This is a genomic window from Ancylomarina longa (assembly GCF_003996985.1).
GTDB classification, from domain to species: domain Bacteria; phylum Bacteroidota; class Bacteroidia; order Bacteroidales; family Marinifilaceae; genus Ancylomarina_A; species Ancylomarina_A longa.
Genome location: NZ_RJJX01000005.1, coordinates 131,746 through 149,816, shown reverse-complemented (window position 1 = coordinate 149,816; position 18,071 = coordinate 131,746). Strand labels below are relative to the sequence as shown.

Sequence of the window (18,071 nt, the reverse complement as noted above, 5' to 3'; positions counted from 1 at the left end):
GTATAACAGTATCTGTGATATATAGGAAGCTAATATCTATCAATCAATATTTAAAATCCATGAATCTTAAAAACATGAAACATTATATCATCACAAGTCTATTGTTGTGTTTTGTTCTGAACGGAATCGCCAGAGCGCAATCCACTAAAGAAGATGTACTTTATCCAGCTAGGTGTCTGTCATATAGTAATCTGAAAGATAGAGTGGTATTCACTTGCGAGAACAATATAGATGCCACTCTACAATTGTTGAGTGATGGAATAGTAAAGATATGCTTTGAAAAAAAGAATGATTCAATTAAAAGGAATGCATCCTTTGCACTAACAAAGGATGTTCTTAAAAACAGTCAAAAAATCAATATCTCTGAACAAGCTCAGGGCTACGAGATCTTTACTGATAAATTAATAATCAGAATTAACAAGGAGCCTTTTCAAATTCGAATCTTCGATAAATACCAAAAATTATTGCTTGAAGATTATAAGAATAAAGGTTTTATACAGGAAGGAGAAAATATCGCCTCCTTCAAAACTTTACGTTCCAATGAAGAATTTTTTGGTTTGGGAGAGAAAAATGGCTCAATTAACCGGAGAGGCAAAAGCTTTCGGATGTGGAACAGTGACAAGCCCTGTTATGGCGTAAATGAAGATCCCCTGTACAAAAGTATTCCTTTTTTTATGAGCAGTTATGGTTACGGAATTTTCTTCGACAATACCTACAAATCGAAATTCAAATTGGGTAGTGAATCTGATGAATACTACTCATTTGAAGCTCCGGGAGGGCCAATGACCTACTATTTTATTTATGGCCCCACCTATAAGCAAATTCTGAAAGGTTATATTCAGTTAACAGGCAAACCCATAATGCCACCCAGTTGGGCATTAGGCTTTTCGCAAAGCAGGGGAATGTTAACCAATGAGGAGCTTACTCGGGAAATTGCTATTCAGTTTCGAGAGCGAAAAATCCCTTGCGATATTATTTACCAGGATATTGGCTGGACACAGCATTTGCAGGATTTTGAATGGAAAGAGGAGAATTATACCAATCCTGTTAGGATGTTAGCTGATTTGGATGAGAAGGGATTTAAAGTGATTGTATCGCAAGACCCTGTTGTGTCCCAGGACAATAAAAAACAATGGAAGGAAGCTGATTCTCTTGGCTATTTTACTACAGATGTACGTACAGGGAAAAGCTATGATATGCCCTGGCCATGGGGAGGCCACTGCGGAGTAGTTGATTTTACCAAACCGGAAGTTGCCAATTGGTGGGGTAACTATCAGCAAAAAGTTATAGATGACGGAGTGAAAGGATTCTGGACCGATATGGGCGAACCTGCATGGAGCAACGAGGAAGATATCGATCGTTTATTTATGAAGCATCATCTTGGAATGCACAAGGAAATTCATAATGTATATGGTCTGACCTGGGATAAGGTGGTAACTGAGCAATTTGAGAAACATAATCCTAATATCCGAATCTTTCAAATGACAAGGTCAGCTTATGCCGGAATGCAAAAATATACCTTTGCATGGTCGGGCGATTCAGGAAATGGAAACGATGTGTTGAATGGCTGGGCGAACTTACAGCAGCAAATTCCTATTGCTCTATCAGCTGGTATGGGACTCATTCCCTTTTGGACCAGTGACATATCTGGCTATTGTGGTGATATCTCCGATAAAGAAGAAATGGGTGAGTTGTATGCTCGTTGGATGCAGTTCGGTATTTTTAATCCATTGAGTCGTGCTCACCACGAAGGGAACAATGCAGTGGAACCTTGGGAGTTTGGTCCTGAAATAGAACAGATTTGTAAAAAAGCCATTGAATTTAAATATAAGCTTTTTCCATATATCTATACCTGTGCCCGCGAAGCGTATGAAACAGGTCTTCCTATAATGAGAGCTGTAGTGTTGGAGTATCCTGATGACAAGGAAACTTATCATTTAAACAATCAGTTTTTATTTGGAAAAGACCTGATGATAGCACCTGTTGTGGAAAGTGGTGCTTCCATTGTGAAAATTTATTTACCGAAAGGTGAGTGGATCGATTTTTTGGATGGAACAACTATATATCAAGGGAAAAGGTGGATCGATTATCCAGTAAGTTTGGAAACTATTCCCGTTTTTGTGAAAAAAGGCTCCATTATTCCATCCATGCCAGTGATGCAGTATATTAATGAAGATCCGAATTATCCTTTGTTTCTGGATGTATTTCCTGCAGCAACCAATCGAAAAGCATCTCTTAGAGTTTACGAGGACGATGGTATATCTAATGATTACAAACGAGATGTTTTTGCAGAAAGACTGATAAAGTGTAAGAGCTTGAAAAATCAATATGAAATCAGCTATCAATTGCAAGTCCACAATAGTTTTATACCGATTAAACGAGATTTATTGATTCGATTACACAGTGAACAAAAGCCAAAAGAAGTTCTTCTGGATTCTAAGAAATTGAAAAGTTTCCGTTTAAATAAATTTGGAGTTATCGATTTTGGCAAACAGAATAAAGCCGGTTGGGCATGGGATGATGGAAAAGAACAATGTATGATAGTTATTCCTAAGAATATCGACTTTTTTGAACTATATATTAGGAAATAAGGCGTTCTCTCCTCGGGCTTCAGCAAAAAGTTCGCCATAGCTTCCTATTTTAATAGTTGCACTTCGAAATGGATGAAACAGGATCTGTTCGTTGGTTGTGTTTTGAGATTGAAAAAATAGATTGGGAGTATTCGAAGAAGATTAATATTGATTTGGTCTATGCTCAGGCTTATCATCTTGTGAAAACCAAGTTTGATTGTAATTTATCATTGGATGAGATTAACGAGAATGAAAGCAGAAATCAAGCATTTCAAATCCTATCCGAAGAAAGACAGTTAATTCAAAAGCATTTTACTCACGATGAATCAGAAGATCCTAATTCGTTTCGGACTGCAACAGATATCAAGACAAAACTTAGCCAGATGTTGAATATTAACAATCTTAATGTTGTAAAAATTGGAAAAGCATTAAAACAAATTGATATCCCCAAGAAGAAACGAAATGGTGTTTATGGTTATTATTTGGATTCAAAAATTTAGTTTTATCACGTTTTTCTCTTACCCTCTTACCCTGACTACTTAAACGATAAGTAATCAGGATTTTACTTTGGGTAAGGTGCAAGTTTTTATCTTACCCAAGGGTAAGAGGATACTTGTAATTTTCTCAATAATAAATGTTGGGTAAGAAGAATAAGGATATCTTACCCTGTTAAATGTTTTGCAAATGAGTGGGTTATGGGGATTGGGTAAGAGGGTAAGAGAAAACGTGAAAACGGTTAAAATAAGGAAATTCTTCCTGCCAATAGTAGTAACTACATATATCATTGCTGACCCAATGGTCTCATTTAACTGATTAATTACCTAGTTATTCTAGTTGGATAGCTAGTTACCATCTAGATACCTAGTTAAACTATCTTCGGTCTACGTTTTGCCAGTGGCAAAATTGAAATCAAAATCCTCTAAGGTTTTGAAATTAGCAGGATGAGTTTGAAGTTAAGCAGGTGCAATATTGGTGTCTTTTTCTGACAGCACAGTTTCGAAAAATGTAACATTATCAAGATTGATAGTTTGGTCTGGTGGTAATTCTAAATTGTTCAGCTAATCAAATTGAATCAAGTCTGTTTATAAGCCAATGGGATGTTTTTATGATTGAATGATCATCAATAAATCTGATTTTTGTTTTGAGAAAGAATAAGAAAAAAGCTGTAAATTACTAATGCTTAATTATTCACAATAAAATAGCATATGAATTTTCGAATCCAAATAGTACTCCTTAACTGTGTTTTATTCTTGTTTCATGCTTTAAATGCCAAGGCTCAACTGATGACTTTTAAGCATTACGGGGTAGAAGATGGTATTTCTCAAAGCGAAATTAAATCTATTTTTCAGGATTCAGAGGGCTATTTATGGTTTGCTACCCAGAATGGATTAAATAAATTTGATGGATATAGTTTTGAGAATTTTTTTTACGATCAAACTGATAGTACATCACTTTCAAATAATTGGGTGTTCGATATTACCGAAGATTCCAAAGGGAATATTTGGCTAGGCACAAAGGAGGGTTTGAATCGATATGATAAGACAACAGGTGAGTTTGCGCTTGTTCCTCATAAATTGAATGACTCTATTGTTCCCGATAAATTTGTATATGGTATAGTAGCTGATAATCAATTTGTCTATATCAGTTTTCCTCCAGTTTTGTCCAGATACAATTATTTAACGGATAGTCTCGAAAGTTTCACCAACAACTTACAATATGATGGTGCTCTACATGATATAGGATTTCCATTACTTAAATCACGATCGGGAATGATTTGGATAGGCTCTTCAGATGGTCTGAGTATTTTCGATCCTGAGAAGAAAAGTTTTACCAATTATCGTCATGATGAATCGAATCTTAATTCTATTTCAAATAACCATATTACGGCTCTTTATGAGGATATTTCAGGTAATATTCTAATAGGAACTGAAGATGGTCTTAATTTCTATAATCAAAAAACAATGCAATTCAAGCGTTTTGAAAACGAAAAAGGGCAGTCTTTGAGCACCAACTATATCCGTTCAATTTTACAAGATAGTAATGGAGTATATTGGATTGGAACCGAAGAAGGTGGGCTGAATCGCGTAGATTGGAGTTGGGAGAGTGACGATTTTAAAATAAGTCAATATCGCAGTGGAGCTAATAATACAAATTACATTGGTCATGATATTGTATATTCTTTATTTGAAGATAAATCCAAGAATCTATGGATAGGTACTATTGCTGGTATTGATAGAGCGGACTTGAAAAAGAAGAAATTTCGCAATTATAAGAAAACTGACGATCCAAATTCAATGAATTTGTTGGATAATATTATTGGATCTATTTATATCGATAAGGATAAACGTCTCTGGGTAGGGAATTGGGCTAAAGGTTTAAATATCTATAATCCTGAAACAAATGAAATGTTACACTATTCTTCCGAATTTAAGGGTGATAGAAACATTTCAAACAATAATATTCATGTTCTTTTCGAGGATAGTGAATCCAGAATTTGGATGGGAACTCGTAATGGAGTTAGTCTCTTCGATCCAGATCGGCAACGCTTTATCCCTTTTAATACATATTTCGGATTGGACACAATGGATTTCTTTGCTAATAATAGAGTTTATTGTATTACTGAGAATTCAGATGGGAAAATCTGGATTGGAACAGGGAATGGAATTATAACTTTTAATCCAAAAACAAAAGAAAGGTCATTTTATCGTTCGGGCGCAGAAGAACCTTATACAATTAGTAGTAATCTGGTTTATTCTATATTGGAAGACAGTAAAGGACTTATTTGGATTGCAACCTTAGATGGCTTGGATTGTTATAGGCCTCGTGAAAATAGGATGTTACACTTTTCGCATCAACATGGTGAGTCTAATACGCTTTGCGATAATTTTACAATCTCTCTTTGTGAGGATCAACAAGGTGATATTTGGATTGGTACCAGTACAGGAGTCAATCGTTTTCATAAAAAAGATTCTCTTTTCACCTACTATTCTATAAAAGATGGCTTGCCTAGTAATATCATCTACGATATTATTGAGGATAAAAATCGTAATCTTTGGTTCTCAACCGGTAGTGGATTGGCTATGTTTGATATGAATACAAAGGAGATTAAATCCTATTCTATAAATGAAGGTTTACAGGGAGGTGAGTTTAATTTAAAAGCCGTTTATCAAGATGAAAAGGGAAATATATTTTTTGGCGGTATGGATGGTTTGATTGTTTTTCATCCCGATTCACTGCAAGAGAATATCTTTATTCCGCCTATTGTAATTACCTCATTTGATAAGGAAAGAGGAGCACAAAAAGAAAATCTCAATGTGTATACCGATAAGTTAGAGCTTTCCTATAAGGACTATTCATTTACGATTGCTTATGCTGCATTAGATTACACCAAACCTTTTAAAAACCGCTACGCATATAAAATGGAAGGCTTAAGTGATGAGTGGATAGAGGTGGGAAACCGTCATTATGTCTATTTTACAAATTTGCTAAGTGGGAATTATACCTTCTATGTAAAAGGAACGAATAGTGATGGTATATGGAATGAGGTTCCTACTAAGATTGAGATAAGAATTTTACCACCTTGGTGGCGCAGTGCCTATGCATATGTTGCTTATATTCTTTTTGGAATTTTATTAATTTATGGAATCTTCAGGTGGAGGGTTAGGAATCTGAAACGAGAAAAACGTGTATTGAAAGAAGGTATTCGTGAGAGAACGACTGAAATAGCCTTACAAAAGGAAAGAGTAGAAGAAAGTGAAGAGAAATTGAAGTCAACAATTTCATCTCTCAACGATTTAGTCTTTGTGCTCGATCGTGATGGTGTGTTCCAGGAATTTTATAATCCAGGTAATAATGACCCGCTTTATGAGAATCCTGAGTTTTTTCTAAATAAGCATTATAAACAGGTGGGGTTTCCTCCTTTGGTTGTGGAGGAATTGCAACTGGCCTTTGAACAATTACAGAAAAGTGATCTTGTTCAAGAATTTGATTATTGTGTTAATCAGGAGGGCATGTGTTGGTTTAATGCAAAAATAAGCCCCCGTCGTAATGCTAAGGGTATTCTTACTGGCATAACTATTGTTTCACGACATATTACCGAGCGTAAGGAGGCAGAACAGCGTTTACGTCAACAAAAAGAAGAGTTGGATGAGTTGAATGCAACAAAGGACAAGTTTTTCTCTATTCTTGCTCACGACCTAAAGAATCCTTTTGCAAGTCTCTATTCATTAAGTCAGGTTATAGATGAGAATTACAGTAATTTGGATGAAGAGGACAGGCTTGTTGCATTGAAACGGATTCACAATTCGGCAGAGCTGATCTACAATTTACTGGAAAATTTACTCACATGGTCCAAATCACAAAGAGGATTAATTGATTATTCGCCTACAGAGTTTGATTTATCTCTACAGGTTGAAGAAAATATCAATTTACACCGTATTTCTGCAGAAAAGAAAGGTGTTCTATTGAAAACAAATGTGAAGGAAACTTATACAGCCTTCGCAGATAGACAGATGATTAATACCGTTTTGCGTAATTTGATTAATAATGCAGTCAAATTCACAGAGTCGGGTGAAAGCGTTAAGGTGAATATTAGGAAAGATCACAAGTTTCTGGAGATAGAAGTTAAGGATAAAGGGGTTGGAATTTCACAAGAGAATATGGATAAGCTTTTCCGAATTGATGTGAAATATAAGACAATAGGAACATCGGGAGAGAAGGGTACTGGTTTGGGTTTAATCCTTTGTCATGAGTTTGTTCAAAAGAACTTTGGTGCCATCTGGTGCGAGAGTGAAATAGGTAAGGGGACAAGTTTCTTTTTTACCATCCCTTGTGAGAAACTTCATGTTTATAAATAACCAGTTACACTATATGGATGATTTGGTTTTGATTCTTTGTGTTGGCTGATTTTACTAGTGAAATGAGAGTTTCCACTATATTGATTTTATTTTTCTGTCTAGGTGAATAGTTTATCTAGGTAAGAAACCGGGCTAAGACCTGTTTAAAACCCTGTTTAAAACCCTTTTATCATTACTCAATGATTAGATTTCATATTCTGTATTAGCTGATTTTACTGGCAAAATGGGAATTTTCACTAAAATGATTTGTTTTGCTATCTAGATGATCTGTTTATCTAGTATATAAACTGGTATAAGACTGGGGTAAGTCATGCTTAAAACCCCTTTATCATTGCTTACGGATTAGATTTTTATTCTCTGTGTTGGCTGATTTTACTAGTGAAATGGGAATATCTACTTTACTATTTGGATAGCTAGTTAAACTAGATAACAACCCCGTTAAAATGTATTCATTTATTTCTATTATTTTAATGAATTGATTATTAATGATTGAAATATCAACCCCTCCCTTAAAATATATTTTATGTGTATAAAGTAAGTTGACAATATGAATCTTAGTTAAGAATTAATACTTTAGCATGAAATTAAACATCGATTAATTCCTACCATTAAAAAGGAATAAAAACCAGTTGAAGACTTAGGATTTGTATAAATTCGTAGCGTAATAAAAAAGAATAAATGGCCGAAGAAAAAGCACACTTAGAACAACAACTCTGGAACATTGCCAACACCCTAAGGGGTAAGATGGATGCCGATGATTTTAGAGATTATATATTAGGTTTCATTTTTTACAAGTACCTGAGTACTAAAATGGAGCTTTATGGAGATGAAATACTAGAACCAGATGGTATCACTTTTGCAGAAGTAGAAGGCCATGCCCAAGAAGCAGAACTGATAGCAGCATTGAGAGATGCTGCATTAGATAAACTGGGTTACTTTCTGTTACCATCAGAGTTGTTTAGTGAATTAGCTAAAAGAGGTAACTCAGGAGGGAAAAACCAATTTATTTTGGGTGACTTGGCCAAAGTGCTTACGCACATAGAGCAAAGCACTATGGGTTCCGAAAGTGAAGACGATTTTGGTAACCTGTTCGCCGATTTAGACTTAACGAGTCACAAACTAGGTAAATCGGAAAACGATAAAAACGAATTGATCGTAAAAGTGCTATCGCATTTAGACGAGATTGATTTCGATATAGAAAACACCGAGAGCGATGTCTTGGGCGATGCCTACGAATACCTTATTGGTAAGTTTGCCAGTGGAGCAGGGAAAAAGGCAGGCGAGTTTTATACCCCACAACAAGTATCTAATGTGCTCGCACAATTGGTAACGGTGGGTAAAGACCAACTAAAATCGGTTTACGACCCTACTTGTGGTTCAGGTTCCTTGTTATTGCGCGTAGCCAAACAAGTAAAGGCAGTAAGTGGGTTTTATGGGCAGGAAATGAACCCAACCACCTACAACTTGTGTCGAATGAACATGATTATGCACGATGTGCATTACAAACATTTCGACATTAAAAATGAAGATACCCTGGAGCGACCACAACATATAGACCAACGTTTTGAAGCCATTGTAGCCAATCCGCCATTTTCGGCAAAATGGAGTGCCAGTCCTTTGTTTATGAGCGACGATCGTTTTTCACCTTACGGAAAACTAGCACCAAGCTCTAAAGCCGATTTTGCCTTTGTGCAACACATGGTGCATCAGTTAGACGATAAGGGAACGATGGCGATAGTGCTACCACACGGCGTTTTGTTTAGAGGTGCAGCCGAAGGACACATTCGTAAATACCTGATAGAAGATCGTAACTACCTGGATGCCGTAATAGGTTTGCCAGCCAACATTTTTTACGGAACCAGTATTCCTACCTGTATTTTGGTGTTGAAAAAGGAAAGAGTAAATAAGGATAACATCTTGTTTATTGATGCCAGCCAACACTTTGAGAAAGTAAAAACCCAAAACTACTTACGAGAAGAAGACATCAATAAAATAATTGACACTTATAAAAACTATACACGTCATCCTGAGCCTGCCGAAGGATCTAAGAATGGCTGTCATCCTGAGCCTGTCGAAGGATCTCTAGCAAACATTGACAAATACAGCCACGTAGCACCGCTAAGCGAAATAGCAGAAAACGACTACAACCTGAACATACCCCGTTATGTAGATACCTTCGAAGAGGAAGAGCCTGTAGATTTAGCAAGCGTTGCCAAAGAGTTGAAAGCCATAGATGCAGACATGGCAACTACCGATGCTACCATAGCCGATTACTGCAAACAATTAGGAATAACAAGCCCCTTTTAATGGATACAGCAACAATACATATCGAAACCGAAATACGCTCTACTGAGCGAAGTCGAACTAAGCTCGTTCCTACATTACGATTTAACGAGTTTGATACTTGTTGGAATATAAGAACAATAGGAAGTGTCTGTAATATGAAAGCAGGCAATTTTGTGAAAGCATCAGAAATTTTTGAAGAAAAATTGGAGGGAATGTTTCCATGTTATGGGGGTAATGGGCTAAGAGGTTTTACAAAGACATCTAATCAGGATGGAAAATTTAGTTTAATAGGACGTCAAGGTGCTCACTGTGGTAATATAAAACTTGCTAATGGCAAGTTTTATGCAACAGAGCATGCAATTGTAGTTTCATTGAGTGAGGAGTACGATACAGATTGGATCTTCTACTTGCTTTACAATTCTAATTTGAATCAGTATTCTACAGGGCAGGCTCAACCTGGTTTATCAGTTAAGAATCTTGAAAAAATCAATGTCATAATTCCTCCTTCTTTAATAGAGCAACAAAAAATAGCCTCCTTTTTATCTGCGGTAGATAAAAAAATACAGCAGCTCAGCAAAAAGAAGGCCTTGTTGGAGCAATACAAAAAAGGCGTCATGCAACAACTCTTCTCACAAAAACTTAGGTTTAAAGATGAGCAGGGAAAGGATTATCCGGATTGGGAGGAGAAAAGGTTATTGGAATTTTGTAAGTTCTTTTCAGGAGGCACTCCATCTAGCACGAATAAAGAGTATTATAATGGAAAGATACCCTTTATAGGCTCTGGAAATATTTATGATTCAGAAGTATTTAGTTTTATTTCTGAAGTGGCTTTTAATAGTTCTTCAGCAAAATTGGTAGAAAAAGGTGATTTATTATATGCTTTATATGGAGCTAATAGTGGTGAATCTGCTATTTCAAAATTGGAAGGAGCAATAAATCAAGCGATACTATGTATTCGAACAAAAGAAAGTATTGAGTATTTGAATTATATACTAGTCTCAAATAAGGATAAAATTGTTTCTAAGTATTTACAAGGTGGACAAGGGAATTTGTCAGCTCAAATAATAAAGAAATTGAAGTATAAGTTTCCTTGCCTTGAAGAACAACAAAAAATCGCGAGCTACCTATCGGCAATCGATAGCAAAATAGAAAGTGTAAGTAATCAAATAAGCCAAACGCAAAGCTTTAAAAAAGGGCTGTTGCAGCAAATGTTTATTTAATGGACAATTGACAACGGGAAATTGATAAGTGATAGTGGACAGTTAATAATGGATAATTGACAGTTGACAATTGATAGTGGATAATTGACAATGGATAGTTGATAGTGGACAAGGGACAATTGATAGTTGATAATTAAATAAGTTACAATGAAAAAGAGTGATAATGTGGTGATGAATAAATCGTATGCTTTTGCTTTACGAATTATCAAATTGTATCAATTTTTAGTTTCCAACAAGAAGGAATATGTTTTGTCTAAACAATTATTAAGAAGTGGTACAGCGGTTGGCGCATTAATAAAAGAGGCAGAACATGCACAGTCGAAAGCTGACTTTCTAAATAAAATGAACATTGCTCTAAAGGAATCCAACGAATGTGAATATTGGTTGGAATTGCTAAGGGATTCTGGATATTTATCGGTGGATGAGAGTGCGTCTATTATAGAAGATAGTACTGAGCTTTTAAAATTACTGATAAGCATAGTGAAATCAACAAAAACAAGCCTTAATCGTTAGTCTTTCAGTTGATAAGAGATAATTGACAGTTGATTTTCAACTATCCATTCTCAATTATCAACTAAATAATTATCAACTATGAAAAGTCAATCCGAAGCAAAATTAGAAAATGATTTAATCAAACAATTAGTTGATTTAAAGTATCAGTTTGTTAAGATTATGGATGGCGATACTTTGGTTTGTAATTTAAAGAGTCAGTTAGAGGTTTTTAATAAAACCACTTATACCGATAAAGAGTTCGACGGCATTCTCAACCATTTAGCCAAAGGCAATGTGTTCGAAAAAGCCAAAACACTTAGAGATCGATTTAGCTTCACCCAAGACAATGGCGAAACAGCCTATGTTAGGTTTTTTGATTCAGAAAATTGGAACAAGAATCTCTTTCAGGTAACCAATCAGGTAGCTCAGGAAGGCTCTTTTAAAAACAGATACGATGTTACCTTATTGGTGAATGGTTTGCCGCTGGTTCAAATAGAACTCAAGCGTAGAGGCCTGGAAATTAAAGAAGCTTTTAATCAGATTAATCGTTACCAAAAGCATTCGTTTTGGAGCAATCATGGCTTGTTTCAATATGTACAGTTGTTTGTAATCAGCAATGGCGGAAATACCAAATATTTAGCCAACAACAAATTACAATCTGTTAAGCAAACCTTCTTTTGGGCCGATGCTAGCAATAAAAACATTACTGAATTAGATGCCTTTGCTGCTTCATTTTTAAATCCCGATCATTTGGGTAAGATGATTGCCAACTACATTGTAATCAACCAAACGCATAAGGTTTTAATGGTACTCAGACCTTATCAATACTTTGCCACCGAGGCCTTGATTAAACAGGTAAAGACCAATACCGATAATGCCTACATCTGGCATACCACAGGTTCGGGTAAAACCTTAACTTCTTTTAAAACCAGTCAAATTTTAATGGATTTGCCTGAGGTGTATAAGGTGGTTTTTGTAGTAGATCGTAAAGATTTAGATTATCAAACCATGCAAGAGTTCAATGCTTTTAAGTCTGGAAGTGTTGATTCTACTCATAATACCACCAATTTGGTGAATCAGTTTTTGGGTAAGTTTAAAGATAAAAAGGGTGTAGCTAAAGCATCCAATTTAATCATTACCACCATACAGAAGCTTAACAATGCTATTTCGGGTCGTTACGCTAAGCAGTTGGAACATCTGAAGAATGAACGTTTTGTTTTCATATTTGATGAATGTCACCGTTCTCAGTTTGGTGAAACGCATGGTAGAATAACCAAGTTCTTTGCTAAAAGTCAATTGTTTGGTTTTACAGGTACTCCAATTTTCGCTGAGAATGCGTCTAAAAATGAGTTGGGAAAGCGAACCACCAAAGATTTATTCGGCAACTGTTTGCACAAATACGTGATTACCGATGCCATACGCGACGAAAACGTCTTAAAATTCGGCATAGAGTATTACAGCGTTTTCAAGCATAAAAACAAACCGCAGTTCGACCAAATGGTTGAAGAGATCGATAAGGAAGAAGTTTTTAAAGATCCTCAATATCTGGAAAGTGTAGCCAATTATATTATTGCCAATCACAAGCGAAAAACCCATAACAAAGATTACTCGGCCATTTTTGCGGTAAGCAATATAGATGCAGCCATTGCTTATTATGAGCTATTCCAAAAAAAGAAAGCTGCAGGAGAGCACGATTTGCGCATTGCCACCATTTTTACATTCGGTGCCAATGAGGATGATGAAAATGCTCAGGATTATTTGCCTGGCGATGAATTCGCTCAGGCCGCAGATGCACAAGCAGTTTATCAATCGAGTCACACAAGAGATAAGCTAGAAGGATTTGTTGGTGATTACAACAAAATGTACAACACCAATTATACCACTAAGGACGGTAAGCTTTTCGAAGGCTATTTTAAAGACATCAGTAAGCGTTTTAAGGATAGAGAGAAAACCACTTTTAACGACGAAAAAGATCGTTTAGACATTGTAATAGTAGTGGGTATGATGTTAACGGGTTTTGATGCAAAAAAGGTAAACACTTTGTATGTAGATAAAAACCTAAAGCAACATGGTTTAATACAGGCTTTCTCGCGTACCAATCGTATTTTAGGAGAGCAGAAATCGCAGGGCAATATATTGTGCTTCCGCAATCTGAAACAAGCAACTGACGATGCGATCACCTTGTTTTCGAATAAAGAGGCCATTGAAGTGGTTGTTATGCCTGAATATGAGGATATAGCTAAGAAGTTTGATGAAGCCTTTAAGCACCTTAAAGAGATAACGCCTACCTACCAAAGTGTAAACGATTTAGAAAGCGAAGAGGATGAGGCTGCTTTTGTGCAAGCCTTCAGAAAACTGATGCGTAATCTTAATGTTTTACAATCGTATACCGATTTCGATTGGGCAGATTTGCCACTAGATGAACAAGAGTACGAAGATTATAAAGGCAAGTATCTCGATTTATATGAGAAGGTAAAACGCGAGGCTCAAAAAGAAAAAGTATCTATTCTGGATGATATCGATTTTGAATTGGAATTGATACATAGAGACCGTATCAATGTTGCTTATATCATTAAGCTGTTAGCTAAGTTAAGTCTTAGCGATCCTACGAGTGCTGCAGCCCAGAAAAAAAACATTATCGATTTGCTTGGTGGCGATGTCAAGCTGCGTAGCAAACGAGAACTCATCGAGAAATTTATTGAAGAGAATTTGCCACATATTCTTGATGCAGATAAAATTGAGGAGGAGTTTGATCAATATTGGCAAGACCAAAAAGTATTGGCTTTGGGTAAACTATGCGAAGAAGAAAATTTAGATAAAGCACAGTTCAAAGCCTTAATCGACACGTATATCTATAGCGGACAGGAACCTATTCGCGATGATGTTTTTAAATGTTTAGACCATAGACCAAGCATCCTTAAAGCAAGAGAAGTAGGGATTCGGATACTCAACAGAATGAAGGAATTTGTGGAGGTGTTTATTAATGGAATGGTTGGTTAGAAACTTGCTTGTTGAATTTTAACAGTATTTATATCAATCAGCATAAATAGCCAAGACTAAAAACGAAATGAATAAAATAAAAACGTCATACTAGGGTGTGTATAGTGCGTGAGGTTTTTTATAGTATTATCTCCCTAATCAAATTCGGTGTATCTTGATTTATTTGATGCCCGAACTCCCCAAACAACATCAATGTTGCTCGGGGAGTTGTGGTTTTTTATGCATATTGATACATTCCTTCAATTTTACTCATCTCGTTTGATATAAGTTTTTCGCTTGCTCCCCCGCTGGTGCGACATTGTATCTCGTACTCTGCTTATGCAGAAAAATACTTACTCTTCCATATCAAAATAGTGAATGGAGTTTCAAACTTCAGTTCCTTCCTAAATATTTGTAGGTCGGGTATTGAAAAATGAAATAGGAAATAAGCCGTTCTCTCCTCGGCCCTCGGCAAAAAGTTCGCCAGAGCTTCTTATTTTAATAGTTGCAACTTCGAAATGTAATTTTATAAATTTTAGATTAGAGAAGATAGTTACACAAAAAAAGCAGCAAAGTTTTTCAAGCCTTAAGGATGGCTAAGCGGATTGCATCCGCCGAAGCCTGTAGAATTACGTGGAAATTTGCTTATTGTGGGAAATAAAAAAAGCCCGCCGTCGCTAAAAGCTATGGCGGGCGAAGGCGGAGAGAGAGGGATTCGAACCCCCGGTACCTTGCGGTACACATGCTTTCCAAGCATGCACAATCGGCCACTCTGTCATCCCTCCAGGTAATATCCATTAGGATAATTGTGTGGCACAAAAGTAGAAGAAAATTGCGGATTACAAAAAAATATTATGAGAAAATTAAATGCAATGAGAATTTATATTTTCATTGCATTTGTCATGAATAAGTTACAAATATTGATGAATGGTTTTTTTCGGTTTCACCCCATTAAAAAAGCACCAAATTTGAAAAACTTAGGTGCTTTTTTTATGTCGATGAATTTGATGGGATTTGAACTTTTGGGGTTCGTAATACATTAATGAGCTAGGAAGGAGCAAGCAATCACTTCCTCTGTACTATAAAACTAAGGATTTTGAATTTTTCAAAACCCATAGTTTTCTTATTTCCTATTCACAAATCGATCTTCTGCAATTAACTTGTAGTAGTTTTTCAATCTCTCTTTGGCCTGATCGTGCATTTAAACTGAACGGATATTAACATTGGAAATGACTAGATATAAATATCAGCTGTGTTTGATTCTGATTCTTAAAAGAGAGGAATAATTGAATGTGGGGCGGGGAAATGGCCTTACTACTATTTGTACTTCTGTTAAATATACCTCCTCAATAAATACATCTGTTTAACAGTGATATTTTCTGATTTTCGCTTCATTAGGGAGCTGCGCGGTTTTCTGAATCCATTCACGATGCTGCCAGACAGTGGTGGGGACAACGTGAAGCCATTTAGGCTACCGCCAAACTAAATTTCGATAGCTTGAATCGGTTCATGCTACCGCCAGACGAAATTTTGACACTGTGAATTGATCCAGGTTATCGCCAGACGAAATTTTGATACTGTGGATTGATTCATGCTACTGCCAGTCGAAATTTTGACAGTTTGAATTGGTTCATGCTACTGCCAAACGAAATTTTGATACCGTGAATTGATTCAGGTTATCGCCAAACAATCTGGGAAAAATCTGAATGGATTCAGATTTTTCCTTTTCCCATCAGTTCAAGGAATGAATTCCGGCATGGCTTTTCATTTAAAGTATCAAACTACTCCCTCCAAAAATATTCAACGATTGTTTGGCATAATTTACTATCCTGAAGCTTCTTAAGTATGCTTTAATTTTTATTTTCCATCAATACAAATACAATTAATACAGTTTTTTTACCAAACTGCATAATTAGATGTAATAATGCATAAAATCAGGCATATACTTGTGGATGCTTACTTCTTCTAGTCCTGTTTTATGGGCTTTGTAGGCAGTTAGGTTTTGTGCTTATCTGGGGGTTTCACCCGATATTGGAGTGAAGGTGTTAATAATTTATACTATAAAAAGAAAAATTATAGCGTGAATATGCAAAAATTTTATAATTTTATTATGCTGTTTAAAAATGTTGTGGTATTAACACATAAAATATTTTTATATGATAAAAAATATGCTTTTAAGTATGCTTCGCGTAAATGAGTTGCTGGCATACAGCAGAGAAATAATATCAAGGGTGAAGCCACTACGGGTGGAAGGTCTGCAAATCATGGAAACCATTGATACTTTTGATTCAAAATTACAAATGGCATTGCATGTAGCCAATGGTAAAAGAACCAATGATTACACGCATTTATTACACGAAAGTGATCACCGGAGAGATGAGTCTTATCTTGCTTTTCGTAATAGTATGGAGGCTGCCACACATTGTAAAGATCAGGTGAAAGCACAAAAGGCCGCAAACATCTGTGAAATAATTCGTGGACATGGGTGGTCTTTGCATGTAAAAGGCCAAAAAGTTCAGTCGTCTATCATGGCAAGTCTTTTTAAAGATTTAAGCCAGGAGGAAAGAAAGCTGGATATTGTTGATTTGGGTGCCGAATCGTATTATCAGGATCTGATTGACGACTGTGCAGCTTACGATTCGCTTCTGGAAAAGAGAGATTCCGAGTCGAAGGGCAAAAAGAATCCAGAAAATGAACAGGTTTATAAGGAGTTGAGAGTGTCTTGCGAGCAATTCTTCGAGGCTCTGGAGGTTCTGAACCGTGTGGCTCCTCAAGCTCAGTACGTGGAAATGATTGAGATTGTGAACCAATGCACCGATAAGTACATGATTGATCTTCGTAGTCGCAAAACGAGAAGTGAACATGTAGTTGAGGAGGCAGGTTCAGAACAGGAACAAGTAACTAGTGAACAGGATGAGTCATAGATAAAAAAGAGGAGGCTCCACTAATTCTTGCCATAAACCACCTAAAGTTTAAACCGTGGAATTAAGAGCCTCCCGTTATGGCAAAAATAAAATCATTTTGCCATAGTTTATCTATCCTCGAAATATTTTTATACCAACGACATTTACAGACGGCTTAATCCCCTTTTTCTTTCAGGAAAGGGGATTTTTTTGTAAAAAAAACACGAAAAATTTATGGATAGCATTTGTCTGGTGCAACTCGATGCTACAGCAGATCATATTTTACTACCAGGCTTCTTATCTCATTTGGCTTAGCCAAATAAAAAAAAGTAAAGATTTTCAAGTCTTAAGTATGCTTAAGCGGATTGCATCCGCCGAAGCCTGTAGAATTACGTGGAAATTTGCTTATTGTGGGAAATAAAAAAAGCCCGCCGTCGCCTAAAGCTATGGCGGGCGAAGGCGAATAGATTTCTAAATTAAATATCTTTTAGCAAATGCTCTACCAGACCCACTTTTTAAATATCGCTCAAATTCGTAGGCTTTGTATTTATCCTCAAACGCAGTATAGGAAATCAGTTTTACCGGTAGAAAATTTACTGTAGCAGGAACCTGCCCACTTTGGTGTCTTTTGAGTCTTTCTTTTAGATTTGAAGTACAGCCAGTATAGTGCTTTCCATTGGCACAAATAAGTATATAAACGTAATGCATAGAGTTGAATTTTCTTTTTCCTAAATATAATTAAAAAGATTTTCAAGCCTTAAGGAT

The 18,071-nt window shown here is 36.1% G+C and carries 9 protein-coding genes and 1 tRNA gene; 8 read left to right on the top strand and 2 right to left on the bottom strand.

Features of this window, described 5'->3' with window-relative positions; translation table 11 throughout:
• The first annotated feature begins 59 nt into the window (after positions 1-59).
• The 7 genes from DLK05_RS05830 to DLK05_RS05795 all read left to right on the top strand — a co-directional run bounded on the left by DLK05_RS05830 (position 60) and on the right by DLK05_RS05795 (position 14,424).
• Complete coding sequence (locus tag DLK05_RS05830; protein ID WP_235831958.1) at positions 60-2,591, top strand: glycoside hydrolase family 31 protein; 2,532 nt, start codon at positions 60-62, stop codon at positions 2,589-2,591.
• Positions 2,592-2,659: 68 nt separating this feature from the next.
• Positions 2,660-3,070 carry a hypothetical protein gene (locus tag DLK05_RS05825; RefSeq protein ID WP_127343068.1) on the top strand — a complete coding sequence of 137 codons (411 nt, stop codon included), beginning with the start codon at positions 2,660-2,662 and terminating at the stop codon, positions 3,068-3,070.
• Positions 3,071-3,775: 705 nt separating this feature from the next.
• Positions 3,776-7,426: a sensor histidine kinase gene (locus tag DLK05_RS05820; RefSeq protein WP_127343067.1), complete on the top strand. Its 3,651-nt coding sequence runs from the start codon at positions 3,776-3,778 to the stop codon at positions 7,424-7,426.
• 678 nt (positions 7,427-8,104) lie between these two features.
• On the top strand, positions 8,105-9,733 hold the full coding sequence (locus DLK05_RS05815; RefSeq protein ID WP_127343066.1) for a type I restriction-modification system subunit M: 1,629 nt from the start codon (positions 8,105-8,107) through the stop codon (positions 9,731-9,733).
• Positions 9,733-10,932: a restriction endonuclease subunit S gene (locus tag DLK05_RS05810; protein WP_127343065.1), complete on the top strand. Its 1,200-nt coding sequence runs from the start codon at positions 9,733-9,735 to the stop codon at positions 10,930-10,932. Before DLK05_RS05815 ends, DLK05_RS05810 begins: the two co-directional genes overlap by 1 nt.
• 147 nt (positions 10,933-11,079) lie before the next feature.
• A complete protein-coding gene (locus tag DLK05_RS05800; RefSeq protein WP_127343063.1) occupies positions 11,080-11,445 on the top strand; it encodes a four helix bundle protein in 366 nt (121 codons plus the stop codon).
• 78 nt (positions 11,446-11,523) lie between these two features.
• Positions 11,524-14,424 carry a type I restriction endonuclease subunit R gene (locus tag DLK05_RS05795; RefSeq protein ID WP_127343062.1) on the top strand — a complete coding sequence of 967 codons (2,901 nt, stop codon included), beginning with the start codon at positions 11,524-11,526 and terminating at the stop codon, positions 14,422-14,424.
• A 679-nt stretch (positions 14,425-15,103) separates the two neighbouring features.
• On the opposite strand, the gene DLK05_RS05790 is transcribed toward DLK05_RS05795, so the two are convergent.
• Positions 15,104-15,188 (bottom strand) — tRNA-Ser (locus DLK05_RS05790).
• Between the two features lie 1,371 nt (positions 15,189-16,559).
• Here DLK05_RS05790 and DLK05_RS05785 point away from each other — a divergent pair.
• Positions 16,560-17,327, top strand: a complete 768-nt coding sequence (locus DLK05_RS05785) for a DUF6261 family protein (RefSeq protein WP_127343061.1) — start codon at positions 16,560-16,562, stop codon at positions 17,325-17,327.
• A gap of 450 nt (positions 17,328-17,777) precedes the next feature.
• Here DLK05_RS05785 and DLK05_RS05780 read toward each other — a convergent pair whose 3' ends face one another.
• Positions 17,778-18,014: a GIY-YIG nuclease family protein gene (locus DLK05_RS05780; protein WP_127343060.1), complete on the bottom strand. Its 237-nt coding sequence runs from the start codon at positions 18,012-18,014 to the stop codon at positions 17,778-17,780.
• Positions 18,015-18,071 lie beyond the last annotated feature (57 nt).